Origin of the sequence: Amycolatopsis pretoriensis, from assembly GCF_900107925.1 — a bacterium.
Classification (GTDB): Bacteria; Actinomycetota; Actinomycetes; order Mycobacteriales; family Pseudonocardiaceae; genus Amycolatopsis; species Amycolatopsis pretoriensis.
Genome location: NZ_FNUJ01000002.1, coordinates 834326 through 857970 on the forward strand (window position 1 = coordinate 834326; position 23645 = coordinate 857970).

The window sequence follows — 23645 nt, forward strand, 5'->3', positions numbered from 1 at the left end:
CGCGGTGGCGGATTCCCACGCATCAGTTGACGAGGCAGGGAGACAAGACGGATCGGCGCGTCCGGATCAGTTCCTTCCGGTCGCGGAGTTGTGCCGCTGCCGCAGGTCGCGCTTGAGGATCTTGCTGGTGGCGGTCATCGGGAGCTCGTCGACGACCTCGACCAGCCGGGGGTACTTGTACGCGGCCATCGCGTTCTTGCTCCACGCGACAAGCTCCTCGGGGGTGGCCGAGGCCCCGGCGGTGAGTGAGATCTCGGGGTGGGTCAGCAGGACCTCTTCGATTCGCGGGGATAGACGTTGAACCCGCCGCGGATGATGAGACCCTTGGCGCGGTCGACGATGTGGTACCACCCGTCTTCGAGCCGGAGGAAACCGCCGCCACGCAGTTCGTCTACTCGATGGGCATCCTGCTGACCGACCCCGGCAAGGTCCCGAACCTCTCGCTCCCCGAAGGCGGCAACCAGACGCTGACCGACATCCTGAGCAAGGACCTCGGCGAGCGGATCAGGCTCAACTCGCCGGTGACGTCCCTGACCCGGACCGCAGACGGCGTGGTCGTGGAGTACGACGGCCCGGACGGACCCGCGCGCTTGAACGCCCGGCGCGCCATCGTCGCGGTGCCCGCCGAAATCGCGTCGAGGATCATCCGCGACCTGCCGCGGGAGTACCGTCAAGCGTTCGCCGACATCCGCTACGGCCGGTACGTCGTGGTGGGCTTATTCACCGATGAAGAGGGTCCGCAGCGCTGGGACGACTACTTGGCCGTGTCGACGCCGGAGCTGTCGTTCCAGGCGGTGTTCAACAACGCGGCCGCTTTGCGTCGCGGGAACACGCGCAACCGCGGCGGCGCTCTGGCGTGCTTCGCGGGTGGGGCCGAGGCCGACAACCTGTTCGAGCTCGGCGACGAGGAAATCGTCGCCCGCTTCACCGCGGACCTCCTGAAGCTCTATCCCGAGCTGAAGGGGAAGCTGAGCGAAGGCATCCTGCGCCGGCACCCGCGGGTCGTACCGTTCTGGGCGCCCGGCGGACGGGCCTCGCTGGCGACCCTGCGCGAGAACCTCGGCCCCGTCCACCTGGCCGGCGACTACCAGCTCGACGTGCCCTCACTGGCCGACGCGGCCAACTCGGGTCAGCAGGTCGCGGAAAAGGTGCTGACGAGCCTGACGCTCGGCTAGTACCCCGCCGCCGCCGGATTCGCGGCACGTCCCGGCCGGAAGGACGATGACCAGGCGAAATACAAGCTGCTCTGGACCCTGGAGTTGGTCTTCGGCGTTGCCTGGCTGGTCGTGCTGCTCCGCATGGGGGCGGCGGTCGGGCTCCTGCTCGTCTGGGACGCGTTCGCGGTCGCCTACATGATCACCGGCTGGCTGGCGGCCGCTGTCAGCACCCACCGCAGCATCTGAAGCACAGATTCCGTTGCCCGTTTCGCATTTTCCGGCTACGCATCAGGCGATGGTCAACGCGACGCGCCCCCATGGAAGACGCCGGCCGCGTTGCTGGAACGCCTTACCCGCTTCTCGGCGCGAGACGCTCGACTTCCCGTGCTCGGCGACGATCGGGGACCAATTCCGCGACAGGTCGTCTGGGTGAGGACATCCGTTACTCCCGCTGGTTGCGGCGGATCTACTTGCAGGCTGCAGTCTGGCCGGCCCCATAAGCGGCCTGGGCCTTCGTGAAGCCGTCACCCGCCGACGATGACAGCTGCTGCTTCAACCCCGAGCAAGAGAACGACGTGAAGCTCAAGTAGTTCTCCGCCGACTTGACCGCCTGCGCGTTCCAGTCCACCGACAGGCTGTCGACGGCCTGGGTCGCCACATCCTTCGGGAACCCGTCGCCGGCCGACGAGGACAGCTGCCGGATCAGGCCGTTGCGCGAGAACGCGGTGAAGCTCAGGTAGTTCTGGGCGGAGGCGCGGGCCTGCTCGACCTGCGGCGGGAACTTGGGTGCTTCGCTCGTGGTGGGTGCCGGCGGCTCGACCGGAGCAGTGGCCGAGGCGGCGGCGTCGTTCAGGCTGGGGCCGGTGGTCTGAACGTGGTCGGGCGCGGCGACCGAGCTGGTCAGGGCAGCGGCGGGCATCCCGTTGGCGGCGTCGTTGACCGCCTTGCCGAAGGCCGCGGTCCAGAGCACGCAGATGACCAGCCCGATCGCCGACAGCACGACGGCGGTGATGGCCAGCCCCTTGTTGCTCGCCTGGCCCCGGTTGGCGCGCAGCGTCCCGACGATGCCGAAGATCAGCCCGAGGATCGTCAGCGGCCACGCGACGATCCCGATGATCGGGATGAACGCGAAGATCAACCCGATCAGGCCAAGCACGAACCCGGCCGTGCCAAGGCCGTTCTTGGGCTGGTTCGCCACCGGCATCGGCACCGACGGCGGCATGGGGGCGTAAGACACGGGGCTGCCTCTTTCAGTCCAGCGGCGACGCAACGGAACGCGTCACGCTCTGTGGCATTCGTCGACATCCGCATCCCGCGTGTAACAGTGCCCGAAAGCCGCCTCCGGTCACGAAAAGGACTCAGCCGACGATGTTCACGATCATTTCCGCTGGTGACCGCAGTGAGCGACTGACTCACCGCCGTTACCTAGGGTAATAAATTGAAACTTCAAATTCACTCGTTCGGAGCAAGGGGAGACGTGGGACCCACCCTCACCTTCGGAGCTGCGGAAACGCGTGCGTCGGGAGCGCCGCGGGCTAGATGACGCGTTGAGTGCGCTCATCGGATGAACCGCTCAGAGCGCGCCGTCATGACCCAACGGCCGCGACATCCGTCCAGCGTGATCCCACCGCACCCGCCCCCGCGTTACGTGACCGCACCACCCGCCGGCACGGCCGACCTGCTGGCGCAGTGGATGAACGGTAAGAAGCCGACAACCACTACTGCCCGCCCCGACCACGGCAGTGGTTTGCGGTTCGCCTGCTACGGCCGGACCTCGACCACCCGCCATCAAGACCGCGACGGGCAAGTCCCACGGTTCGCGCTCGCCGGTTTGATCCACTGCGGCGTGTGCGACCGGCGGCTGGACACGCACTGAACCACGGACGTGCGACTTACCGCTGCCGCCACGGCCATACCAGCACCCAGCGCGCCGGTCAGCACCGGCCGAAGACGCTTTACATCCGCGAGGACTACCTCGTCGAGGCGATCTGCATCCGACTCGGAGAAGGAGGCAAGGACGGCCACGCCGCACCGGAGCTTGACCAACAACGGCACAGGCGCGTGGCCACTGCTCTGCGCGACTCAAGCAAGATCATCGTCTATGACCACGCCGGATGGCGACTGCAGGAGATCGATTCGAGCTAAGCTGCGATCGCCCCTGCAGCTGGACTCGAACACCTAGGGTTCCTCCCCTGTTTGGGAAACCGTCACGGTCACCGTCTACTCGGGCCACATTCCGACGCCCACGTCCTGGCACCAGCCGGAAGACCGACCGGCCGCGATCTACGAGGCGAATTCCTGCACGATGCGCTCGCAGAAGGCCGGCAAATCGTCGGGCGATCGGCTCGTCGTGATGTTGCCGTCGGTGACGACCGGCTCGTCGACCACCTCGGCTCCGGCGTTGCGCAGGTCGGTGCGCATGCTAGGCCACGAAGTCAGCCGGCGGCCTCGTGCCACGTCGGCCTCGACGAGGTTCCACGGGCCGTGGCAGATCGAGGCCACCGGTTTGCCCGACTGGACGAAGTCGCGGACGAACTGCACCGCGGCGGGTTCCATGCGCAGCTTGTCCGGGTTCACCGTCCCGCCTGGCAGGAGCAGCGCCTCGTAGTCGTCGACCGACACGTCGCCGACCAGCTGGTCGACCGCGAAGGTGCCGGAGTCTTCGAGGTCGTGGTCGCGCGCCCGGATCTCGCCGCCGGCGATGGAGACCACGCTGGTGCGGGCGCCGGCGTCGTCGAGCGCTTGCCGCGGCTGTTCCAGCTCGACCCGCTCCACTCCGTCGGCCGCGAGGATGGCGATCCGGCGTCCGTTCAGCTCTCCGGCCATCTCAGGCACCCGCCATCGCGGGGTGGAGGACGACCTTCGTCCAGCCGTCGTCCCGCTTGTCGAAGTGCTCGTAGGCATCCGGTGCGCGGTCGAGGGGCAGCTCGTGGCTGACGATGAACGACGGTTCGGCCTTGCCCGCGGCGATCAGGTCGCGCAGCTGCCGGTTGTACTTCTTGACCGGCGCCTGGCCCGTGCCGACGTGCTGGCCCTTGAACCAGAACATGCCGTAGTCGAAGGCGAGTTTGCCCTGCTTGGCCAGCTCGTCCTGGGCACCGGGGTCCTGGGGCACGAAGACGCCGACGTTGCCGATCTTCCCGGTGAACCGCACCGAGGCGACCAGCCGGTTCATCGTCAGGTTGGCCCGCTCCTGGCCGTCGGGCTCGTGCGCCTGGTAGCCGACGCACTCACAGCCGTTGTCCGCGCCCAGCCCCATCGTTTCGTCGAGCACGGCCTGCACCGGGTCGACCTTCGAGTCGTCGATGGCGATCGCGCCGATCGACTCGGCCAGCCGCAGCCGGTCGGAGTGCCGGTCGACCACCATCACCTTGCTCGCCCCGCGGATGGTCGCCGAGAGAGCGGCCATCAGCCCGACCGGGCCCGCGCCGTAGATGACCGTCTGGTCGCCGGGACGCACACCGGCCATTTCGGTGGCGTGGTAGCCGGTCGGGAAGATGTCGGCGAGCATCACGTAATCGGTCTGGCGCTGCTCGGCGTCCTCGCCCAGCCGCAGGCAGTTGAAGTCACCCCAGGGCACGCGCAACAGCTCGGCCTGTCCCCCGGCGTACGGTCCCATGTCGGCGAAACCGTAGGCGGCACCGGCCATCTTCGGCTCGGGCTGGGCGGTCAGGCAGTAGTTCGTCAGCTGACGTTCGCAGTTCTTGCAATGCCCGCAGGCGATGTTGAACGGCATGACGACCCAGTCGCCCACCTGAACCTTGTCGACCCCGGAGCCGACCTCGACCACCTCGCCCAGGTTCTCGTGGCCGAACCAGCGGCCGGTTTCGAAGTCGGTGCGGCCCTCGTACATGTGCAGGTCCGAGCCACAGATGTTCGCCGACGTGATCCGCACCAGGACATCGGTCGGCCGCTCGATCTTCGCGTCCGGCACGTCCTTGACGCTGACCTGCCGCGGCCCGTCGTAAACCACTGCTTTCACGGCTTCCTCCTTCTCGTGGATGACCTCTCGGGCGGCGGATTTCCTTCGGGAATCGCGATAAACCGCGGCCGCTCGAACGGGTCGGTGGGTTAGCCGGATCGCCGAGGGGTAGCCGCCTCCGATCGGACACGGAGGTGGACCATGGCGCGCTCGGTGAGCCCGACAGCGGAACGAACCAGGCAGCAGGAGGTGCAGCGGCAAGGCCGGCGGCTGGGCTGGCTGAGCTTGGGTCTGGGCCTGGCACAACTGACGGCCCCGCACACCGTGCGGCGGATCAGCGGCGTCGACGACTCGGCGACCTCGCGGGCGGTGGTGCCCGCCGTCGGCGTGCGGGAGCTGGTCCACGCGGTCGGGCTCCTGGCGAGCAGGCGGAAGGGCGTCTGGGCGTGGACCCGGGTGGCAGGTGACGCGATGGACCTGACCGCGCTCGGCATCGCCCTCGCCCACCGCGGCGGGGACCGGCGGCGGCGGCTCGCCGGAGTCACCGGCGCCATCGCCGGGATCACGGCACTGGACCTCCTGACCGCCGTCCGGGCCACCCGCGCGGAACACACCGGCCCCGCGCGGGGCACACACAAAGGAGATTCCGTGGAACTGACCGCAGCGACAACCATCCGCAAACCACGGCCGGAGGTCTTCGCGTTCTGGCGCGACCTGGAGAACCTCCCGGCGTTCATGGCGCACCTCGAGCAGGTCCGCACGACCGGCGACCGGACCAGCCACTGGACCGCCGGTGCCCCGTTCGGCCAGGACGTCGAATGGGACGCGGAAATCACCGAAGAGACGCCGGGCGAGCGGATCGCGTGGCGCTCGACCGGGAAAGCCGCCGTGCCCAACGCCGGCACCGTCTGGTTCACTCCCGCTCCCGACGGGGAGAGCACCGAGGTCAACGTCGTCCTGGCCTACGAGATCCCCGGCGGCGCGCTCGGCAAGGCGGTCGCCAAGTACTACGGCGAAGAACCGCACCAGCAGCTCGACGACGACCTGCGCCGGCTCAAGCAGGTCCTCGAAACCGGCGAAGTCGTCCGGTCCGACGGCGCCCCGTGGGGCAAACGGGCGCGCAAGGAATTCCCCCAGCGTCCGGCACAACCGCTGTCGGACGCCGAACTGGAGAAGGGAGCGGACGCATGAGGGCCAACACCTGGGCGGGCCGCAACAAGGTCGAGGTCCGCGACGTCCCGGACCCGAAGATCCTCAACCACCGCGACGCCATCGTCCGGATCACCTCCACCGCCATCTGCGGCTCGGACCTGCACCTGGTCGACGGGTACATCCCCACCATGCAGGACGGCGACGTCCTCGGCCACGAGTTCATGGGCGAGGTCGTCGAGGTCGGATCGGCCGTCGACTCGGGCAAACTGCGGGTCGGGGACCGGGTCGTCGTGCCGTTCCCGATCGCCTGCGGGGCATGCGCCGCCTGCGCCGCCAAGCTGTACTCCTGTTGCGAGAACACCAACCCCAACGCCGGGATCGCGGAGAAGATGTTCGGCCACCCGGTCGCCGGGATCTTCGGCTACTCGCACCTGACCGGCGGTTTCGCGGGCGGCCAGGCGCAGTACGCACGCGTGCCGTTCGCCGACGTCGGCCCGATCAAGATCGAGTCGGACCTGACCGATGAGCAGGTGCTGTTCCTCTCCGACATCCTGCCGACCGGCTACATGGGCGCCGAGATGTGCGACATCCGCTCCAGCGACGTGGTCGCGGTCTGGGGCGCCGGCCCGGTCGGCCAGTTCGCCATGGACAGCGCGCGGCTCTTGGGCGCCGCCAAGGTCATCGCCATCGACAAGGAGCCCTACCGGCTGCAGCTGGCGGAGCAGGCAGGCCACATCCCCGTCAACTTCGAGGAGGTCGACGTCCGGTCCCGGCTGCTGGAGCTGACCGGTGGCCGCGGCCCCGACAAGTGCATCGACGCGGTCGGTCTGGAAGCCAGCCACGGCAGCGCGCACGTCGCCGCCTACGACCGGGTCAAGCAGGCCGTGCGCTCGGAGACCGAACGCCCGCACGCGCTGCGCCAAGCGATCATGTCCTGCCGCAGCGGCGGCGTCGTTTCGGTGATCGGCGTGTACGGCGGCCTGCTCGACAAGTTTCCCGCCGGTGCGTGGATGAACCGGTCACTGACCTTGCGGACCGGGCAGTGCCACGTGCAGCGCTACATGGAGCCGCTGTTGCGGCGCATCGAACGCGGCGAACTCGATCCGACCCGGATCATCACCCACACCCTGCCGCTGGAGGAAGCCGACCGCGGCTTCGAGCTGTTCAAGAACAAGAAGGACCACTGCGAGAAGGTCGTCCTCAAGCCCTGACGAGCAAGCCGCATCCGGCCATCGGCGCGCCCGGTGGCCGGATGCGGTGGTCACTCAGTCGGCATCGTCGGCTTCGTCGGCGTGCTCGCGGTTGCGCTGTTGCCGTTCCTGCTCACGCCGGCTGTAGGTCGCCCGGCGGACGCGTTCCTCGTCTTCGAGGTTCGAGCCCATCGCCCCGGCGACGATGCCCACGGAAGTCGCCAGCCACACCAGCTTCAGGTACGACGCCGGCCCGGCCGGATGGCCGAGAGTCTGCCCGAAGTAGGTGCCTTCGATCAGCACGATCGACGCCAGCAGCGCCAGCACGAAGAGGATGGCGTACATGCAGGCGACGCCGATCGACAACGTCAGCGCGGTCGAAGCGTTGTACAACACCGCTTTCCGCCGGTCGAGGTGCCCGGACGGCGAGTCCCACAGGTGGTTGTGCACCATCAGCCAGCCCGCCATGAGCGCGATCGCCAGCAGCGTGATCCCGGCCAGCCGCAGCGTGGGCAGGGCCTCCGCGAGCTTCCAGAACGAGGTCGTGATGATGCCGTAGGCGGCGGTGGCCGCCGCGGCCGCGGTCGCTCCGGCGAGGTTGGGCACCAGCCGCCACGGCCGGTTGTCCCGGATCATCCCGGCGAGCAGCCGCACCCGTCCGCGCACCCCGACCAGGGCCAGGTGCTCGTCGGCGGACCCGCGGCCGTGAATGTGCCGCGTCGGCGCCACCAGCTCCCGCAGCCGGTCGAGGAGCCCTTGCGGCGGATCGGCCTCCTTCGCCGAGCGGTGGGCCACGAGGTGCCGGACCAGGTGGATGACCAGCCGGGACGCCCGGCCCCGCAGCCGAAGGGCGCCGAGCGCGGGCAGGGACACCATCGCCACGCCGTGGTCGACGTTGTAGTCCGACGCGATCGGCGCCGTGCCGGATCGCCGCGGGAGGTCGGTGATCAGTACCAGCAAGTCCCAGCCGTGTTCGGCCCGTCGCTCCTCCGCCAGGGCCAGCATGGGGATCTCACCCTCGTCGTTCAACGGGAGGGACTGCGTCTCGTGCTCGACACGCCAGGTCTTCTCTTCGCCGAGGTCACGAGCCAGGCGGCCGGGCAGGCCGTCCGCGATTCTCCGGGCGAGCTGCCCGGGCAACCCGTCATCGGTCAGCAACCCCACCACCAGGGCCTCCGGCGCACGCTGGGCGGTCATCCTCGAGCCTCTCCTCGGGTCTTCGAAGCGGAACTCTCCGGGTTCCCGGCTTGCGCACCGGCAAACGGATTCGCCTGCTCCGGTGCCCGGCCGGGAGTTTGCCCTCCGGAGCACCGGGTACGGCCCCTTCATGACCGAAAAGGACGACACGACGACCGAAAACGACCTGCGCGCCGAAGAATTCGGCCGCGCCGCGGTGGAGACGGCGCTGGACGCCGGCGACTGGTCCGGTTGGGACGACCTGCTCGACTGGCTGCGCTCCGAGGGCCCGGGCGTCCGGGAGCTGTCCCCCGGTGCGCTGCGCGGCATCCGGCAGGACGCGGAACGGGCCTGCGCAATGGGCTTCCCCTTCCCCCACGACCCGGACCACCTCTACGCCATCCTCCGCGGCCAGCACCTCGCGCGGGCACATGACTGAGTTCGTCCCCGGGCCCTCCGGCTGGACTACCTCGGCCGGCTCGGGGTGGACACCATCTGGCTGAACCCGTGCCACCCGTCGCCGCGCCGCGACGGCGGCTACGACATCAGTAGTCCATGGCATCCGGGTAGCCGCCCCGGCCGCGCTCAACCGGGTCGTCCCCCGGACCCCACGGCGGCGACGGCTTCGTCGATCCGCGCGGCCAGCCACAGATCCGGTTCGGTGACGACTCCCTCGCGGCCGGTGCACAGCCGGAACGTCACCCCGCCGTCGGCCCGCTCGACGTGGGCGTGGTCGTTCATCGCCCGCGCCTCGCGCCGGACGCGCTCGACCAGCGGCGTGATGCGTTCGGCGGGCAGCTGCACGGTGCGCTCGATCCCGTCCCGGCCCCCGGACCACCCGGTCAGGTGACGCAGGCCGCGGACCACCTCTTCGTCCGTCAGCCGCGTCGGGACCCCCGGCTGGTGGCTCGCGGCGTCGCGAGGCGACTCACCCGCGGGAGCGAGTGTCTCGACGACCGCACGCGGGAGCCGGCTGCGAAGCTCCTCGGCGAGTCCCGGGTCGGTCCGGGTGAGCGCGGTCAGAACCGCCTGGGTCAGGTAGCGGCCCCGCTCGGGCGTGGTCCGCAGCCGCCGGGCCACCGCCGCTTCGACGTCGGTGCCCGACTCCAGGTTCGCCGGCCCGGGATCGCGCACCGGCCCGGCTTCGGGACTGGGCAGCCGGTCGGCCAGCCACTCGCGGCCGGTGTCCGGCAGGCACCGGGCGAGCGTAGCGAGCACCGCGGCGAGCACGGCCCTCGCGGCATCCGGGTCGTCCAGCTCGGCGACGTCTTCGACGGCGGTCAGCCACTCTTCGTGCTGTACCACGGCAGGCTCCCTTCCCGAAGGTGCTTTCGGGGTCGCGTACCCGCCGATTCTCCTTTCACACGAAGAAGAACAGCGGAGGGCTACGCGAGGGACGCCGGGGACAGGTAGTAGGGGTTCTCCATCAGCACTCCGCACATCAGCACCTGCGGATGCGTCTTGATCAGGTCGAACACGATGTTCTCGCGGTACCGCGAGATGTCGTACATGCACTTGACCAACGGGACGATCAAGACGCCGACGATCCGCCCGAACGGATGATCGCCGGCGCCGAGCTTGCGCCGCGACCAGCCGTCCAGCATCGCGAAGAGCGCGTCGGGCGCGTACTCACCGTCTCAGAGATGGCCGCAGTCCGGCTCGGTCAGCGCGAGGTCGCCGGCGTGGGCCAGCCGTTCACGGCGTCACCCGCCCAGCGGGCCCTCGGCGAGGAACGGGACCAGGAGGCGGTCCCGCTCGGCTCTTCCCCGGTGGAAGACGCCGATGTGGTCACCCGGCGCCGGCGCGGCACCGCCGAGGGTCACCGCGTGATCGGTCCGATCCGTCCGGTTCGTCGTCACCTCCGGTCACGGTTGTCCACGCAGCACCTGCCACACCCGGGTGGCGAGGTGCAGGTTCAGCCTGCTGTCCACATCGTTGAGGTCGAGCTCCGTGATCTCCCGGATCCGGCCGAGCCGGTAGCGGAGCGTGCTCCGGTGGATCATGAGCGCGGCGGCGGTGTCGTCGTAGCTGCCGCCGCACTCGAGGTACTGCGCGAGCGTCGCGACCAGGTCGGCGTTGCGGCGTGTGTCGTAGTCGAGCAGTCTTCCGAGCCACTCGCGGACGAACTCGACGACGTCGCCGTGGTTCTGCCCGGTATCGAGGATGCGGTAGATCCCCAGCTGTTCGAAGCTCGTGACCCCGTTCGGGGTGTTCGAGGTGCGCCGGATCTGGACCGCCCGCACCGCTTCCCCGTAGGACTTGGGCAACCGCCCCGGCGTGTCGCAGCGGCTGCCGACGCCGATCGCCCCGTCGGCACCGAGGCTCTCCGACAGCGAGGCGTACAGCTCCGCGCTGTCCAGCAGCCCGGCGACGAGCAGCACGACCGCGCCCGAGTGGCGCGACACGAGCGAGGCGAGCCCGAGCGCCGTCACGGCGCGTCCGGTGGCCTCGGCGACCACGTCCTCGGCGAAGTCGCCGGACCACTGCAGCACGACCACGTGGTGCGGGCGGCGGAGATCGTGCCCGATCGCCTCGGCACGCGCGTATGCGCTCCCGTCGTCGGTGCCGGCGACGAGGTCGTCAACGAGGTCGCGGCGCAGGCGCAGCTCGACCTCGGCCAGGCTGCGCTGGTGCGAGAGTTCCAGCGCCAGCACGGTCGAGCCGTACTGGAGGGCGAACACCTCGTCCGTGCCGGCGGTTCGGCCGGGGTCGATCAGGGAGAGCACGCCGAGCACCTCGTGCCGCGGCTTCACCAAGGAGACGAGCCGGTTCTTCACGCGGACCGGTTCGGGTCGGGTCGCGGCGCGCCGGAGCAGCTCCTCCCGCCGGTGCACGCCGACCTTGGGGTACGGGTCCGGCCGGCCGGGTCCGCCCCACGCGCGCAGGTTGCCGAACCGATCCTCGATCGCTACCGGCAGCGCGGTCAGCTGGTGCAGCGCGTGCGCGATGCCCGGCTCGCCGGCCCCGGAAGCAGAGATCGTGGACAGCACGTCGTGCACCTGCGTCTGCTGCTTGAGCCGCTCCAGCGACGTGGACAGCCGTTCGTTGAGCTCCCGCAGTGCCACCGACTGCCGCCGCTCGCGCTTGATCAGTGCGGAGTTGGCCAGCGCCGCGGCGGTCTGCTGGCAGAGGGAGTCGAGCAGGAAGACTTCGTCACGGGAGGGGGGCTGCTCGGCCCGGACCACGAGGTAGCCCGTCAGGCCGCCGAGCCCGCGCAGCGCGTGGCACCAGCGCCAGTAGCCGTCGGCCAGCTCGATCCGCCCGCTCTGCCCGCCGAGCTTGCCGACTTCCGCGCCGAGGCCGGGAGGAGCCTCCGCATCGTTCTGCTGAATGGTCGCACCGTCCTCGTCGACGAGGTATGTCGCATCGGTTATGCAACCACTCAGCGACGACACCGAGGACGCGGCGAGCCGCATTATGTCCGCCGCTTCGCGTCCGTCGAACATCATCATCGAAATCGCGAAGAGGCCGTAGAGATCCGACAGCTGGGCACGCCACCAGCTGTCCGTTTTCGTTTCCCGGCCTCGCGAGACGGCATCGCCCTCGGGCGTCATTTCCGGCCTCCCCGACATCGACCTGGTGTTTCGCACCCTACGCCGCCGGTACCTGTTCTGCTGGGCCGATGGGGCTCCCGGAAATTCGGCCTGCGGGGCGCACGCGGGCGGTGGGCACCTTTTGCCACCGTTGACCACATCGGACAGGCGCACCCCTCACCAGGTGCCGGGCGTGAGGTGCGGGAAAGCCTGCCCGCCGGGCAAACCAACGCAAAATCGGTGCGGATCGGACGCTCCCGGTAGGACGATCCGTCCCGGATTGGGACTAGGCCATGACCTTGCTGCGTTTCGATCCCTTCCGTGATTGGGAACGCTTGAGCGAACAGGTATTGAGCGGGCGCACGGCGCCCCGTGCGATGCCGATGGAAGCGTTCCGCCGCGGTGACGAATTCTTTGTCGCGCTCGACCTGCCGGGCATCGACCCGGGCGACGTCGACGTGTCCGTCGAACGCAATGTCGTCACGGTGCGGGCGACCCGCCGGCCGGCCCGCGACGAGGACGCCGAGCTGATCATCGACGAGCGGCCGCAGGGTGACTTCAGCCGCCAGCTGTTCCTCGGGGACAACCTGGACACCTCCCGGCTGGCGGCCGACTTCGAGCGCGGCGTGCTGACGCTGCGGATCCCGGTGGCCGAGTCGAGCAAGCCTCGCCGGGTCGAAATCGGGAGCAGTGACGAGCGGCGGCAGCTCACCGACGACCGCACGGGTCAGCCTGCCCGCGCCGAAGAACACGCGAACGCCTAGGAGGCGAGCCATGACCGCACAGCCGGGCGCGACCGCGCCTTCTCCACGTCACGCCCCCGACCGGGTGCCGATCGCTTCGTACGACGACTACCGCGACGCCGAGCGTGCCGTCGACTACCTCTCCGACCAGGGGTTCCCGGTGCAGCGGACCGCCATCATCGGCCGCGACGTGCAGCTGGTCGAGCAGGTCATCGGGCGCCTGAACCACGGCGGCGCCGCGCTGCGCGGCGCCGGCTCCGGCGCGCTGACCGGACTCCTGATCGGCTGGCTGTTCGCGTTGTTCAACTGGTTCACCCCGGTTCTCGCCACGCTCACGCTCGCGCTCTACGGGCTGGTCTTCGGCGCGGTCATCGGGGCGGTCTTCGGGCTGGTCGCGCACGCGCTGCAGCGCGGCCGCCGGGACTTCGCGTCGGTCCGCGCGATGACGCCCACCCGCTACGAGGTCGTCGCCGACGCCGAAGTCGCCGACGAGGCCCGCGCGCTGCTGGCGCAGCTGTCCCCCGTGTCCGGGGGTGCGTGATGGCCAGGGCGGTCGGGATCGACCTCGGCACCACCAACTCGGTGATCGCCGTCTGGGAAGGGGGTGAACCGAGGGTCATTCCCAACACGGAGGGTGCCCGGACGACCCCGTCGGTCGTCGGGTTCACCGAAAGCGGTGAACGGTTGGTCGGACAGCTCGCCCGCCGCCAGGCGATCCTCAACCCGAAGGGCACCATCTACTCGGCGAAGCGGTTCATCGGCCGCAAGTTCGACGAGGTGTCCGACGAGGCCAAGGCGGTCGGGTTCGACGTCGTCGAGGGAGAGGGCGGCGTCGTCCGCTTCGACATCCGCGGCAAGCTCTACTCGCCGGAGGAGATCAGCGCGCAGGTGCTGCGCAAGCTGGCCGACGACGCGGGCAAGAACCTCGGCGAGCGGGTGACCGAGGCCGTCATCACCGTGCCCGCGTACTTCAACGACGCGCAGCGGCAGGCGACCAAGGACGCCGGGAAGATCGCCGGGCTGACCGTCCTGCGGATCATCAACGAGCCGACCGCGGCCGCGCTGGCCTACGGGCTGGACTCCCAGCAGCAGGAGACCGTGCTGGTCTTCGACCTCGGCGGCGGCACGTTCGACGTGAGCCTGCTCGACGTCGGCGACGGCGTGGTCGAGGTGCGCTCCACCGCGGGCGACAGCCACCTCGGCGGCGACGACTTCGACCGCCGGATCGTGGACTTCCTCGCCGACCGGTTCTCCTCCGACAACGGCATCGACCTGCGGCAGGACGCGCAGGCCCTGCAGCGGCTGTTCGAAGCGGCGGAGAAGGCCAAGGTCGAGCTGTCCTCGGTCAGCCAGACCAGCGTCAACCTGCCGTTCATCACCGCCGACGCGGGCGGGCCCAAGCACCTGACCACGACGATCCGGCGGTCGGAGTTCGAGCAGATCACCGCCGACCTGGTCGAGCGCTGCCTCGGCCCGGTGCGGCAGGCGATGACCGACGCCAAGGTGAGCGCCGACGATATCGACGAGGTCATCCTCGTCGGCGGCTCGACCCGGATCCCGGCCGTGCAGAGCCTGGTCCGCCGGCTCACCGGCGGCAAGGACCCGAACATGAGCGTCAACCCGGACGAGGTCGTCGCGCTCGGCGCCGCCGTGCAGGCCGGGGTGCTCAAGGGCGAGGTCAAGGACGTCCTGCTGCTCGACGTCACGCCGCTGTCCCTGGGGGTCGAAACCCGCGGCGGGGTGATGACGAAGATCATCGAGCGGAACACGACGATCCCGGCCCGGCGCACGGAGGTGTTCTCCACCGCGGAGGACAACCAGCCCGCGGTCGACGTCGTGGTGCTGCAGGGCGAGCGCGAGCGCGCGGCCGACAACCGGGTGCTCGGGCGGTTCCAGCTCAAGGACATCCGACCCGCACCGCGCGGCGAGCCGCAGATCGAGGTGACCTTCGACGTCGACGCGAACGGCATCGTCAACGTCACCGCACGCGACAAGGACACCGGCGCCGAGCAGGGCATCACGATCACCGAGAGCTCGAACCTCGACAAGTCCGAGATCGAGCGGATGGTCACCGAGGCCGAGCGCAACCGCGCCGACGACGAGCGCCTGCGTGAGGAGGTCGAGGCGCGCAACCTGCTGGACAGCGTGGCCTACCAAGCCGAGAAGGCGATCACCGAGCAGACGCCGGCGCACGAGAAGGCGCGCGCGGAGATGCTGGTCACCGACGCACGCGAAGCCGTCCAGTCGAACGCGCCGCTGGACCGGGTGCGCGAGCTGACCTCGGAACTGCAGCAGGTGCTGGCCGGGCTCACCGCGGCCCGGCCGGGCGCGGACGGCGGTCCACCGCCGCAGCGAGAGCCGGCCGAGGACGACGACGTGATCGACGCCGACTTCGATCGGGCGTGAGGAGACCATGGCCACCACAGGGAAATCCACGGAGCTGGGGACATCCTCCGTGGACGCCGCCGGGACGGGTGCCGAGTCCGGCCCCCAGGACGCGCCCGTCCCGGCGGTGGGGCCGGACCGGCTCCAGGAGCTCGAGACCAAGGCGGCCGAATGCGAGGACCGCTGGCGCCGGGCGCTGGCCGACGCCGACAACCTCCGCAAGCGGCACGCGGCCGAACTGCGCGCCGAGCGCGCGGCCGAACGGGCCCGGGTCGCCGCGGCGTTCCTCCCCGTCCTCGACAACCTGGAACTGGCGCTCGCGCACGCCGAAGGCGATCCCACCGCGGTCGTGCAGGGCGTGCTGGCGATCCGCGACCAGGCCGTGCAGCTGCTGGCCGGCCTCGGGTACGAACGGGACGCCGAGAGCGGCGTCCCGTTCGACCCGGCCCGCCACGAGGTGGTCGCGGTCGTCGACGAGCCGGGCACCGAGCCGAACACGGTGACCCGGGTGGTCCGGCCGGGATACGGAACCGGTGGCGGGCAGCTGCGGCCGGCCGCGGTCACCGTGGCCAAACCACGGGGGTGAGCGCGCGTGGCACGGGACTTCTACGCCGCGCTCGGGGTCGGCCGGGACGCCGGCACCGACGAAATCCAGCGGGCGTACCGGAAACTCGCCCGCGAGAACCACCCGGACGTCAACAAGGACCCGAAGGCCGAAGAACGGTTCAAAGAGGTCAGCGAGGCGTACCAGGTCCTGTCCGACCCGGAGCAGCGGCGCAAGTACGACCGGTTCGGCGCGGACTTCCGGCAGGTGCCCGACGACTGGGAGCAGCGCGTGGGCGCCGGCGCCGGACCGCGCGGCGGCCGGGTCCGCTACAGCACCTCCGGCGGTGGGTTCGAAGGGTTCGAGGGCGTCGACATCGAGGACCTCCTCGGCGGCCTCTTCCGCGGCCAGGGGCGTGGCGGCCCGGTCCCGGGCGCGGACCAGGAAGCCGAGCTCGAGCTGACCGTCGAGGAGGCCTACCGCGGCGGGCGGCGGCACCTGAACTTCGGCGGCGACCGCGAGTACGACGTGAAGATCCCGCCGGGCGTGCTCGACGGGCAGCGCATCCGGCTGGCCGGGCAGGGCGGGCAGGGTTCCGGCAACGCCGCCCCCGGGGACCTCTACCTCGTCGTCCGCATCCGGCCGGACCGCCGGTACCGCCTGGAAGGGCGCGACATCCACGTGACGCTCCCGGTGACGCCGTCGGAGGCCGCGCTCGGGGCGACGGTCCCGGTCCCCACTCCCGGCGGCGAGGTGAAGGCGCGCGTCGCGGCCGGGTCGTCCAGCGGGCGGCGGCTGCGGCTGCGCGGCGAGGGCATGCCGAACCCGAAGGGCAAGCCCGGCGATCTCTACGCCGAGGTCCGGATCATGGTGCCGAAGCGCCCGAGCAAGCGTGAGCGCGAGCTGTTCGAACAGCTCGCCGCGGTGTCCGACTTCGATCCCAGGAGGACCTGATGGCACGGTACGTGCTCGTCCGCCCGGCGCGGCTCGACCTCGAAACCGTGGCCGCGCGCACCGGGCTGCACCCCGAGCTGCTCCGCCGGTTCGCGGCACTCGGCCTGGTGGAATCGACTCCGGACGCGAACGGGCGTCCGTGCTTCCCACCGTCCACTGTGGCCAGACTGGCGCGGATCCAGCGGTTGCGCACCACGCTGTCGGTCAACTACGCCGCGATCGGGCTGGTGCTCGACCTGCTCGACCGCATCGACGTCCTCGAAGCCCGCGTGAGGAGCCACCGGCGATGGACATGAGCAAGCTGACCCAGAAGTCCCAGGAAGCACTGCAGGAGGCCCAGAGCGTCGCCGGACGCCTCGGCCACACCGAAACCGACGGCGAGCACCTGCTGCTCGCGCTGCTCGACCAGCCCGAGGGGCTCGTACCGCGGTTGCTGGCGCAGACCGGCGCGGACGTCGACGCACTCCGCGCCGCGGTCGAGACCGAGCTCGGCCGCCGGCCGAAGGTGACCGGGCCCGGCGCCTCGCCGGGGCAGGTCTACGTCACCCGGCGGCTCGCCGGGCTGCTCGACGCGGCGGAGCGGGAAGCGCGGCGGCTCAAGGACGAGTACGTCTCCGTCGAGCACCTGGTCCTGGCGCTGGCCGAAGAGGGGACGGCGTCGGCGGCCGGGCGGATCCTGCGCGACCACGGCGTGACCCGGGACTCCTTCCTGACCGCGCTGACGAAGGTCCGCGGCAACCAGCGCGTCACATCGGCGACGCCCGAGGGTGCTTACGAGGCGCTGGAGAAGTACGGCCGCGACCTGGTCGCCGACGGGCGCGCCGGCAAACTGGACCCCGTGATCGGGCGGGACACCGAGATCCGCCGCGTCGTCCAGATCCTCTCGCGCAAGACGAAGAACAACCCTGTGCTCGTCGGCGATCCCGGCGTCGGCAAGACCGCGATCGTGGAAGGGCTCGCGCAGCGGATCGTGCGCGGCGACGTGCCAGAAGGTCTGCGGGACCGGACGATCTTCTCGCTCGACATGAGCGCGCTGGTGGCCGGAGCCAAGTACCGCGGCGAATTCGAGGAACGGCTCAAGGCCGTGCTCGGCGAGGTCAAGGCCGCCGAAGGCCGGATCATCCTGTTCGTCGACGAGCTGCACACGATCGTCGGCGCGGGCGCCACCGAAGGCGCCATGGACGCGGGCAACATGCTCAAGCCCATGCTCGCCCGCGGCGAGCTGCACATGATCGGCGCGACCACCCTGGACGAGTACCGCAAGCACATCGAAAAGGACGCCGCGCTGGAACGGCGGTTCCAGCCGGTTGTCGTGCCCGAACCGGCCGTCGAGGACACCATCTCCATCCTGCGCGGGCTGCGCGAACGGCTCGAGGTGTTCCACGGCGTCAAGATCCAGGACGGTGCGCTCGTGGCCGCGGCCGTGTTGTCGCACCGCTACATCAGCGACCGGTTCCTGCCGGACAAGGCGATCGACCTCGTCGACGAAGCGTGCGCGCGCCTGCGCACGGAAATCGATTCGATGCCCGCCGAACTCGACGAACTCACCCGGCGGCTGACGCGGCTGGAGATCGAGGAAGCCGCGCTGGCCAAGGAAACCGACAAGGCGAGCAAGGCGCGCTTGGCGGAGCTTCGCAAGGAATTGGCGGACCTGCGGGCCGAAACCGACGCCAAGAAGGCGCAATGGGACGCCGAACGCCAGGCGATCCGGCGCGTGCAGGAGCTGCGGTCCGAACTGGAGGGACTGCGCCGCGATGCCGAAGAGGCGGAACGGAACTACGACCTCAACCGCGCCGCCGAACTGCGCTACGGCGAGATCCGCGAGCTGGAGCGCCAGCTCGAGGGCGCGGAGGAACGGCTGGCGCAGAAGCAGGGCGAGAAGCGGCTGCTGCGCGAGGTCGTCACCGAGGACGAGATCGCCGAGATCGTCTCGCAGTGGACCGGCATCCCGGTGTCACGCCTGCAGGAGGGCGAGCGCGAAAAGCTGCTGCGGCTGGACGAGATCCTGCACGAGCGGGTCATCGGCCAGGACGAGGCCGTCCGGCTGGTCGCCGACGCGATCATCCGCGCCCGGTCCGGGATCCGCGACCCGCGCAAGCCGATCGGGTCGTTCCTCTTCCTCGGCCCGACCGGGGTCGGGAAGACGGAGCTGGCGAAGACCCTCGCCGCCGCGCTGTTCGACAGCGAAGACAACATGATCCGGCTCGACATGAGCGAATACCAGGAGCGGCACACGGTCTCCCGGCTGCTCGGCGCGCCGCCGGGGTACGTCGGCTACGACGAGGGCGGGCAGCTCACCGAAGCCGTGCGGCGCAAGCCGTACTCGGTGGTGCTGTTCGACGAAATCGAGAAGGCGCACCCGGACGTGTTCAACACCCTGCTGCAGGTGCTCGACGACGGCCGGATCACCGACGCGCAGGGCAGGCTGGTCGACTTCCGCAACACCGTGATCATCATGACGTCCAACATCGGCTCGCAGCACCTGCTCGACGGTGTCACGTCGTCCGGGGAGATCAAGGCGGAAGCGCGGGAGGCGGTGCTGGCGGAGCTGCGGCACCACTTCCGGCCCGAGTTCCTCAACCGCCTCGACGACATCGTGCTGTTCACCCCGCTGGGGCTGCCGGAGATCGAACGGATCGTGGAGCTGCAGTTCGACCAGCTGCGCCGCCGGCTGGCCGAGCAGGGCGTCACGATCCGGCTGACCGAAAACGCGCGGCGGTTCATCGCCGAGCGCGCGTTCGACCCGGTGTACGGCGCCCGGCCGTTGCGCCGCTACATCTCCCACGAGGTCGAGACCCGGATCGGACGCGCGCTGCTGCGCGGCGAGCTGACCGAGGGGCTGGTGATCGTGGTCGACGCGGCCGGCGGTGACCTGACCGTCGACTTCCGCTCCACCGGCGAGGAGGCCGCCGCATGAGGACCGTCACCGTCACCTGCGAACACTGCGGGAAGACCAACTGGATTCCCGCCGCCGCGGACGGATCGCCGAAGTGCGGCAATTGCCACCGGCCGCTGCCGTGGGTGGTCGACGCGGGCGACGCCGACTTCGCGCCGATCGCCGAGCGGGCCGGCCTCCCGGTGCTCGTCGACCTCTGGGCCGAGTGGTGCGGACCATGCCGATCGGTGAGCCCGGCACTGGACCGGCTCGCCCGCGCCCGGGCCGGGAAGGTGAAGCTCGTCAAGGTCGACATCGACCGGGCGCCGGGGGTGGCACGCCGGTTCGACGTCATGGCCGTGCCGACCCTCCTGGTGCTCCGCGGCGGCGAGGTCGTCCGGCGGCAGGCCGGCGCGGCACCGGAAAACGTGCTGCGCGACTGGCTCGACCAAGCACTGAAGTCGCCGGAGGAGGCGAAGAAATGACCACCGTCATCGACCCGCACCTGGCTCTCGTCCGAGACGTGGTGCCCCGGACTCCCCAGGGCTGCCAGGAATGTCTCACCGCCGGGACCTCGTGGGTGCACTTGCGGCTGTGTCTGACCTGCGGACACGTCGGCTGCTGCGACTCGTCACCGATGAAGCACGCGAGCCGGCACGCCCACGCCATCGGCCACCCGATCGTGCGCTCGTTCGAGCCCGGGGAGAACTGGCGCTGGTGCTACGTGCACGAGGCCTTCGTATGACGGTCGCGGCGCAGGACCTCGTCGAGACCCCGGATCCGCACGGCGCGTTCCCCCGGCTGACCCGCGAGCAGCTCGAGACGCTCTCCGCCGCGGGCAAACGCCGGCCGGTGCGGCCGGGGGACGTGCTCTACGCGCAAGGGGAACGGACGACGGACTGGTACGTCGTCCTGAGTGGCAAGGTCGCCATCCAGCACCGCGAAGGGGACGAGACCCGAACCGTGCGGGTGCACGGGCCGGCGCGGTTCCTCGGCGAGCTGGGCCTGCTCGAGGGGCAGCTGTCGTTCTTCACCGCCGTCGCCGCGGAACCCGGCGAGGTGCTCGTCGTCGGAGTGGACGAGCTGAAGCGGCTGGTCCTCGGCGACCCGGTCCTCGGCGACGTGATCCTGCACGCCTACTTCGTCCGTCGCACGGTCGTCATCGGCTCGGGCGACGGGCTGCGGATCGTCGGATCGTGCTACTCGCCGGACACCCGGCGGCTGCTGGAGTTCGTGGCCCGCAACCGCCTGCCGTACCGGCTGGCGGACCTCGACAAGGACCGCGGGGCCGAGGCGCTGCTGCGCCGGCTCGGCGTCACCGTCGAGGAAACCCCGGTGGTGGTGCTGCCCGGGGCCGGTGTGCTGCGCAATCCCAGCACCACCGAACTGGCCTGCGCGATGGGGCTCCGGCACGAGGAATCCCCGGTGGGTGTGCGTGACCTGCTCGTGGTCGGCGCCGGGCCCGGTGGGCTCGCGGCCGCCGTCTACGCGGCCTCCGAAGGACTGGCGACGTCGGCGTTCGACGCCGTCGCCGCGGGCGGGCAGGCGGGCACGACGTCGCGGATCGAGAACTACCTCGGCTTCCCGTCCGGGATTTCGGGAGCGGAACTGGCCGAGCGGTCGGTGATCCAGGCGGACAAGTTCGGGGTCCGGGTCGCCGTTCCCGGCCAGGCACGCACGCTCACCCCGCAGGGCGGGCTGTACGCGGTGGGCTTCGTCGACGGCACCGAGATCGTCACTCGGACGGTGATCATCGCGACCGGCGCCCGGTACCGGCGGCTGCCCCTCCCCCGGCTCGAACATCTGGAAGGCACCTGCCTCTACTACGCCGCGACCCCGCAGGAAGCCCGGCAGTGCCAGGCCGATCCGGTCGCCGTGGTCGGCGGCGGCAACTCCGCGGGACAGGCCGCGGTGTTCCTCGCGCAGGGCTCGCCCGTGGTCCACCTGCTGGTGCGCGGCGGCGATCTCGGCGCGGACATGTCGCGTTACCTGGTCGACCAGGTCCAGCGGCACCCGCGGATCCGGGTCCACCTGCACACCGAAGTCCGCGAGGTCGTCGAGGACGGCAAGACGATGTCGGGCGTCCAGGTCGAAGACAACCGCACCGGCGAGCGGCGCCGGCTCGCCGCCCGCGCGTTGTTCGTCTTCATCGGCGCGGCTCCCCACACGCGCTGGCTGTCCGGCCACATCGCGCTCGACGAGGACGGGTTCGTGCTCACCGGCGCGGACGCGGGAGGCTCGAACACGCCGTTGCCGCTGGAGACGAGCAGCCCCGGCGTGTTCGCCGTCGGCGACGTCCGCCACGGCTCGGTGAAGCGTGTGGCCTCGGCGGCGGGCGAAGGTGCCATGGCCGTCCGGCTGGTGCATGAGCGCCTCGCACAACAACTCGCACAACCGGGAGGACTCCCATGACCACCAGGCTTTCCCTCGCGCTCGCGGAACTGGACCGGCTGATCAGCCACGCGACGCCCCCGCACGAACTCACCCTCAGCTCGACCCTGCACCCCGGGCGCTACACCGTCGTCACGATCGCCGGACGGGCGGACACGGCGGCGTCGCGGACCCTCGCGGGATACCTGGCCGGACTGGTGCACGCGGGCTCCCGGAACTTCCTCATCGACCTGTCCCGGGTGGAGCGGCCCGGCGACGACTTCCTCCGCCTGCTGCGCCGCTTCGGCGACTGGCTGACGACGGCCGGCGGCGAACTGGAGCTGACCGGCCTGACGCCGCCAGTGCTGTACGAGCTGGACGACGAGCCGCTCGCCGAGGTTTTCACGCTGTACCGCGTCGATTCCGAAGGCGGCCGGCGGCGGTGGGCGGCGCTGCGCTGTCCGCAGGGGTTCGACGGCGTCGCCGAACCCGGCTCCCCCGCGCGGTTCCGCGCGTTCGTCGACACCGCGGCCACCGGGCGCGGCGAGCGGTTCGGGAGGCGCCGATGACCACGGTGAGCCGCCGTCCCCACCGGCGGGCGTGGCTGCGGATCTTCGCGGTGGGCCTGCTCCTGTGGGTGCTGTCGGTCATCGTGACCTACGCGACCGGCAACCCCAACCTGCTGCCGACGCTCGTGCTGCTCGGCAGCTTCCTGGTACCAGTGACGTTCGTGGCGTGGGCGTTCGAACGTCGTGACTCCGGCGAGATCACCGCCGAGCTGGTCTTCCGGACCTTCTTCGTCGGCGGGGTGCTCGGCGTTCTCGGCGCCTCGGTGCTGGAGACTTACCTGCTGTACCCGTCGATGTGGCTGTACGTGGGGGTAGGGCTCATCGAGGAGGCGGTCAAGCTGATCGCGCTCGCCCTGCTGACCCGCGGGCTGGCCCAGAAGTCCATGCGGGACGGGATCATCCTCGGTGCGACGGTCGGCTTCGGCTTCTCCGCATTCGAATCCGCGGGCTACGCGCTCACGTCGTTGTTCACCGCCCAGGGCCTGTCGCTTTCCGACCTGGTCACGACCGAGCTGCTGCGCGGATTGCTCGCGCCGGTCGGACACGGATTGTGGACCGCCATCCTGGGCGGGCTGCTGTTCGCGTGGAGCACGCGCGAGCACTTCGTGCTGAGCCTCCGCCTGGCGCTGGCGTTCCTCGGCGTCGCGCTGCTGCACGCGCTATGGGACTCGATGTCGGCCATCGCGCTGGTGATCACCCTGGTACTGACCGGACAGGTGGCGCAGTTCGACTCGCGCGGCCTCGTCGCGCCGCCTGCGGACGTGACGACGGTGTACACCGTGACGACCTGGACGGGCCAGGGCGTCATCGCGGTGACAGGAGTGCTGTGGCTGCTGGTCCTGCTCCGGCGGTCGCGGCGGAAACGCCGCGAACCCCACTGGACGTATCGGGTCCCGGCCACGCGCATGCCGGCGGCCGGACAGTACTGACCGGTGGTCCGGTAGCCGCCTGAAAAAGAGCGTGGTTCTTCGTACTTTGCGTCCTTCGCCGACGACCGCCCGGAGCCGCACCGCGACTGCGAGTCGCTTTTACGAACAACAGGTGAAAAACCGGAAGGAGCACGGTGATGCAGGAT

27 protein-coding genes and 1 pseudogene are annotated in these 23645 nt (G+C 70.4%); 19 read left to right on the forward strand and 9 right to left on the reverse strand.

Annotation, left to right across the window (positions count from 1 at the left end; translation table 11 throughout):
• Positions 1 to 66 precede the first annotated feature (66 nt).
• Complete coding sequence (locus BLV96_RS51200) at positions 67 to 189, reverse strand: hypothetical protein (RefSeq protein ID WP_249026685.1); 123 nt, start codon at positions 187 to 189, stop codon at positions 67 to 69.
• Between the two features lie 152 nt (positions 190 to 341).
• Here BLV96_RS51200 and BLV96_RS10575 point away from each other — a divergent pair, with 152 nt between their 5' ends.
• A complete protein-coding gene (locus tag BLV96_RS10575) occupies positions 342 to 1175 on the forward strand; it encodes a flavin monoamine oxidase family protein (RefSeq protein ID WP_244180146.1) in 834 nt (277 codons plus the stop codon).
• Positions 1176 to 1259: 84 nt separating this feature from the next.
• Positions 1260 to 1403 carry a hypothetical protein gene (locus BLV96_RS49750; RefSeq protein ID WP_158104179.1) on the forward strand — a complete coding sequence of 48 codons (144 nt, stop codon included), beginning with the start codon at positions 1260 to 1262 and terminating at the stop codon, positions 1401 to 1403.
• A 220-nt stretch (positions 1404 to 1623) separates the two neighbouring features.
• On the opposite strand, the gene BLV96_RS50275 is transcribed toward BLV96_RS49750, so the two are convergent.
• Positions 1624 to 2394, reverse strand: coding sequence for an Ltp family lipoprotein (locus BLV96_RS50275; protein ID WP_208608191.1), 771 nt, complete (start codon positions 2392 to 2394; stop codon positions 1624 to 1626).
• A gap of 611 nt (positions 2395 to 3005) precedes the next feature.
• Between BLV96_RS50275 and BLV96_RS50280 the strand changes: the two genes are divergently transcribed.
• Entirely contained in the window at positions 3006 to 3302 is a 297-nt protein-coding gene (locus BLV96_RS50280) for a hypothetical protein (RefSeq protein ID WP_208608192.1), read from the forward strand.
• 138 nt (positions 3303 to 3440) lie between these two features.
• Here the strand turns inward: BLV96_RS50280 and BLV96_RS10590 are convergent, their stop codons facing one another.
• Together BLV96_RS10590 and BLV96_RS10595 are read right to left on the reverse strand one after the other, a co-directional pair.
• Positions 3441 to 3983, reverse strand: a complete 543-nt coding sequence (locus tag BLV96_RS10590; RefSeq protein WP_086678562.1) for a type 1 glutamine amidotransferase domain-containing protein — start codon at positions 3981 to 3983, stop codon at positions 3441 to 3443.
• Between the two features lies 1 nt (position 3984).
• Positions 3985 to 5139: a glutathione-independent formaldehyde dehydrogenase gene (locus BLV96_RS10595; RefSeq protein WP_086678561.1), complete on the reverse strand. Its 1155-nt coding sequence runs from the start codon at positions 5137 to 5139 to the stop codon at positions 3985 to 3987.
• 141 nt (positions 5140 to 5280) lie between these two features.
• Between BLV96_RS10595 and BLV96_RS10600 the strand changes: the two genes are divergently transcribed.
• Complete coding sequence (locus tag BLV96_RS10600; RefSeq protein ID WP_244180147.1) at positions 5281 to 6270, forward strand: SRPBCC family protein; 990 nt, start codon at positions 5281 to 5283, stop codon at positions 6268 to 6270.
• A complete protein-coding gene (locus BLV96_RS10605; protein ID WP_086678559.1) occupies positions 6267 to 7442 on the forward strand; it encodes a zinc-dependent alcohol dehydrogenase in 1176 nt (391 codons plus the stop codon). The genes BLV96_RS10600 and BLV96_RS10605 overlap by 4 nt, the downstream gene beginning before the upstream one ends.
• Before the next feature lie 54 nt (positions 7443 to 7496).
• Here BLV96_RS10605 and BLV96_RS10610 read toward each other — a convergent pair whose 3' ends face one another.
• The gene (locus BLV96_RS10610; RefSeq protein ID WP_086678558.1) at positions 7497 to 8618 is read right to left on the reverse strand and encodes a UbiA family prenyltransferase; all 1122 of its coding nucleotides are present in this window, start codon (positions 8616 to 8618) and stop codon (positions 7497 to 7499) included.
• Positions 8619 to 8748: 130 nt separating this feature from the next.
• Here BLV96_RS10610 and BLV96_RS10615 point away from each other — a divergent pair, with 130 nt between their 5' ends.
• Together BLV96_RS10615 and BLV96_RS49075 are read left to right on the forward strand one after the other, a co-directional pair.
• On the forward strand, positions 8749 to 9036 hold the full coding sequence (locus BLV96_RS10615; protein ID WP_086678557.1) for a hypothetical protein: 288 nt from the start codon (positions 8749 to 8751) through the stop codon (positions 9034 to 9036).
• Positions 9037 to 9057: 21 nt separating this feature from the next.
• Positions 9058 to 9135: pseudogene (locus tag BLV96_RS49075) on the forward strand (hypothetical protein); the annotation flags it as partial.
• A gap of 47 nt (positions 9136 to 9182) precedes the next feature.
• On the opposite strand, the gene BLV96_RS49080 reads toward BLV96_RS49075, so the two are convergent.
• The 4 genes from BLV96_RS49080 to BLV96_RS10630 all read right to left on the reverse strand — a co-directional run bounded on the left by BLV96_RS49080 (position 9183) and on the right by BLV96_RS10630 (position 12151).
• A complete protein-coding gene (locus BLV96_RS49080; RefSeq protein WP_143050940.1) occupies positions 9183 to 9902 on the reverse strand; it encodes a DUF2267 domain-containing protein in 720 nt (239 codons plus the stop codon).
• 80 nt (positions 9903 to 9982) lie between these two features.
• Complete coding sequence (locus BLV96_RS49085; protein WP_143050941.1) at positions 9983 to 10201, reverse strand: hypothetical protein; 219 nt, start codon at positions 10199 to 10201, stop codon at positions 9983 to 9985.
• 99 nt (positions 10202 to 10300) lie between these two features.
• A complete protein-coding gene (locus BLV96_RS49755) occupies positions 10301 to 10456 on the reverse strand; it encodes a hypothetical protein (protein WP_158104158.1) in 156 nt (51 codons plus the stop codon).
• A gap of 6 nt (positions 10457 to 10462) precedes the next feature.
• Complete coding sequence (locus BLV96_RS10630) at positions 10463 to 12151, reverse strand: PucR family transcriptional regulator (RefSeq protein WP_086677749.1); 1689 nt, start codon at positions 12149 to 12151, stop codon at positions 10463 to 10465.
• Positions 12152 to 12423: 272 nt separating this feature from the next.
• On the opposite strand from BLV96_RS10630, the gene BLV96_RS10635 reads away from it, so the two are divergent.
• From BLV96_RS10635 to BLV96_RS10690, 12 genes are read left to right on the forward strand one after another with little or no spacing between them, the layout of a single operon-like run.
• Positions 12424 to 12894, forward strand: coding sequence for an Hsp20/alpha crystallin family protein (locus BLV96_RS10635; protein WP_086677747.1), 471 nt, complete (start codon positions 12424 to 12426; stop codon positions 12892 to 12894).
• A gap of 10 nt (positions 12895 to 12904) precedes the next feature.
• The gene (locus BLV96_RS10640) at positions 12905 to 13414 is read left to right on the forward strand and encodes a YflT domain-containing protein (RefSeq protein WP_086677745.1); all 510 of its coding nucleotides are present in this window, start codon (positions 12905 to 12907) and stop codon (positions 13412 to 13414) included.
• A complete protein-coding gene (dnaK, locus tag BLV96_RS10645; protein WP_086677743.1) occupies positions 13414 to 15279 on the forward strand; it encodes a molecular chaperone DnaK in 1866 nt (621 codons plus the stop codon). The genes BLV96_RS10640 and dnaK overlap by 1 nt, the downstream gene beginning before the upstream one ends.
• 7 nt (positions 15280 to 15286) lie before the next feature.
• Entirely contained in the window at positions 15287 to 15844 is a 558-nt protein-coding gene (locus tag BLV96_RS10650) for a nucleotide exchange factor GrpE (protein ID WP_244180148.1), read from the forward strand.
• A 6-nt stretch (positions 15845 to 15850) separates the two neighbouring features.
• The gene (locus BLV96_RS10655) at positions 15851 to 16756 is read left to right on the forward strand and encodes a DnaJ C-terminal domain-containing protein (protein ID WP_086677739.1); all 906 of its coding nucleotides are present in this window, start codon (positions 15851 to 15853) and stop codon (positions 16754 to 16756) included.
• Complete coding sequence (locus tag BLV96_RS10660; RefSeq protein ID WP_086677737.1) at positions 16756 to 17052, forward strand: chaperone modulator CbpM; 297 nt, start codon at positions 16756 to 16758, stop codon at positions 17050 to 17052. The genes BLV96_RS10655 and BLV96_RS10660 overlap by 1 nt, the downstream gene beginning before the upstream one ends.
• Positions 17043 to 19673, forward strand: coding sequence for an ATP-dependent chaperone ClpB (gene clpB, locus BLV96_RS10665; RefSeq protein ID WP_086677735.1), 2631 nt, complete (start codon positions 17043 to 17045; stop codon positions 19671 to 19673). Before BLV96_RS10660 ends, clpB begins: the two co-directional genes overlap by 10 nt.
• Positions 19670 to 20116: a thioredoxin gene (trxA, locus tag BLV96_RS10670; protein ID WP_086677733.1), complete on the forward strand. Its 447-nt coding sequence runs from the start codon at positions 19670 to 19672 to the stop codon at positions 20114 to 20116. Before clpB ends, trxA begins: the two co-directional genes overlap by 4 nt.
• Positions 20113 to 20376, forward strand: coding sequence for a ubiquitin carboxyl-terminal hydrolase 14 (locus BLV96_RS10675; protein WP_086677731.1), 264 nt, complete (start codon positions 20113 to 20115; stop codon positions 20374 to 20376). The genes trxA and BLV96_RS10675 overlap by 4 nt, the downstream gene beginning before the upstream one ends.
• Positions 20373 to 22043 carry an FAD-dependent oxidoreductase gene (locus BLV96_RS10680; protein ID WP_086677729.1) on the forward strand — a complete coding sequence of 557 codons (1671 nt, stop codon included), beginning with the start codon at positions 20373 to 20375 and terminating at the stop codon, positions 22041 to 22043. The genes BLV96_RS10675 and BLV96_RS10680 overlap by 4 nt, the downstream gene beginning before the upstream one ends.
• Positions 22040 to 22570, forward strand: a complete 531-nt coding sequence (locus tag BLV96_RS10685; protein ID WP_086677727.1) for an STAS domain-containing protein — start codon at positions 22040 to 22042, stop codon at positions 22568 to 22570. The genes BLV96_RS10680 and BLV96_RS10685 overlap by 4 nt, the downstream gene beginning before the upstream one ends.
• Complete coding sequence (locus BLV96_RS10690; protein ID WP_086677725.1) at positions 22567 to 23499, forward strand: PrsW family intramembrane metalloprotease; 933 nt, start codon at positions 22567 to 22569, stop codon at positions 23497 to 23499. Before BLV96_RS10685 ends, BLV96_RS10690 begins: the two co-directional genes overlap by 4 nt.
• Positions 23500 to 23645 lie beyond the last annotated feature (146 nt).